The organism is Pseudomonas sp. P5_B2, assembly GCF_056400445.1.
In genome coordinates this window covers 1-1,737 of sequence record NZ_JBFULH010000771.1, presented here as the reverse complement: position 1 = coordinate 1,737, position 1,737 = coordinate 1, and the positions used below count along the sequence as shown (strand labels likewise).

2 protein-coding genes are annotated in these 1,737 nt (G+C 58.6%); both read right to left on the bottom strand.

All coding sequences use genetic code 11. The features are described from left to right. Positions 1-191: 191 nt before the first annotated feature. A complete protein-coding gene (locus AC1DRJ_RS26600) occupies positions 192-1,064 on the bottom strand; it encodes a head maturation protease, ClpP-related (RefSeq protein ID WP_477804773.1) in 873 nt (290 codons plus the stop codon). Positions 1,065-1,067: 3 nt separating this feature from the next. Beyond that, on the bottom strand, positions 1,068-1,737 hold a 670-nt coding region (locus AC1DRJ_RS26595; protein ID WP_477804772.1), incomplete at its 5' end, for a phage portal protein.

Below are 1,737 nucleotides of genomic sequence, written 5' to 3'. Positions count from 1 at the left end.
GCTTCGGCCAGGGTGTTGAACTTCAATGCCATCTCATCGACAGCAGCCTTGGTTTCAGTCGACAGGGTGCCTGCCTTCTTGGCTTCACCAAGAGCGGACTCGGCCTTTTGGCTGAATTCGCTGGAGGCTTTCGCGAGCTCGGCGCTCATTTTCGCAAGCAGCTTGGCTTGTTCGGACATGATGTGATTCCTTTAGTTGACAGCGGCTGCCGAGAACCGAGCAAGTGCCCGTTCGAGTTCGGCTATTGGTTCGGCCAGGTCGGCCTGGGGGTCGGCAGCGTCTTGCGTACCGGGTTCGGCAGCGCAAGGCGTGCCGGACTTGATTTCTTGAATTAGTGATCGACGCTCGCTGCGGGGCATACCCTGCTGGGCGAGAATCAGATCCAACTTCCGGGCGGCGATCAGGCCCACTTGAGCCTTCGTTCCTTCTTTGATTGAGTCGGAGTCGAGAAGCGAATCAGCGAAGCCCTGCTCAACGGCAGCAGACCCACCAATCCACGYCTCGGCGTCCATCAGCTTTTGCATCGCCTTCAGATCGCCACCGGTTCGAGCGGCGTAGATATCGCCCATGGCCGCGTCGAAGGGCTCCATCATGTCGGCCACTTCGCGGAACTGGTGACGGTTGCCAGCGGCTATGGTCCATCCGTTGTGCACCATCAAGAAGCCCGATCGAGCCACCTGAATTTCGTCACCGGCCATAGCGATAATTGACGCAGCGGATGCTGCAAGACCCAGGACCTTGATCGTCACATGGCCTTTGTATTCGCGGAGGATGTTGTAAATAGCCAACCCTTCAAACATATCGCCGCCAGGGGAGTTCACATTCACCGTGACGTCTGCACCGGCCATGCTGCGCAATGCGGCAGAAATACGCTTCGCGGTCACGCCCTCGCCTGACCATGGGTCAAAGCCGATCGCGTCCAGTATCGAAATCGTGTTTTTGTCATCCTCCGCGGCGGCTTGGATATCTGCGTTCCATCGCTCCATGGCCTGAGGCATGAGGTCAAACGAGACGCCCGCGCAGGGGCGCCCCGCCGGCGCTGCCGGAAGGCTTCGAATTGTCATGGGTCAGTCTCCAGAGCTGCCGGGGGCCCGGCTTATTTCATTCGGTAGAAGCCTGGCGGATAGCGCGGCGCGCACTTGTTCGCCGCCGCCCTTGTCTTGGCCGAGCTGCTCTAGGGGGAGCAAGTTGGATTGCACGGTATAAACATCGCCGCCAGGGATCGGCGGGAGGTTTTCAAGCCTTCGAACTTCGTTCCGGCTCATCCAGCCGTTCTGCAAGCAGATGTTGTAATAACTGGCGCGGCCTTGGCTGTCAGCCCGAAGCAGGCCTTCAACGGCGTATTCGGCAAAGTAGCGATCATCCCGATCGAGCAGACAACGAAATATCTCCTGCTCGATGTTTTCGAGAAGTGGCCGAAGGCAGTTGGTCAGAAACTGAAGATTTTGACCCTCGACACTCGACGCCCAGCTGCTCTGCTTGTCCATGTGCCCGACCATGAAAGGCGGAACGCGGAACCAGCGGCACACCTCTTCGATACCATACGAGCGCGACTCCAGCATCTGGGCCGCCTCAGGGTTCATCGTGATGCCCTGATACTTCAAGCCTGCTTCAGCCACCATGATCTTGCCGGCGTTCTTCGATCCCATGAACGCCTGAAGGCTGGCCCGGAGCGTTTCGCGCTGTTCAGGCTTAAGTGCTGTATCACTGCTCAAAATCCCCGATGCCTGCATCCCT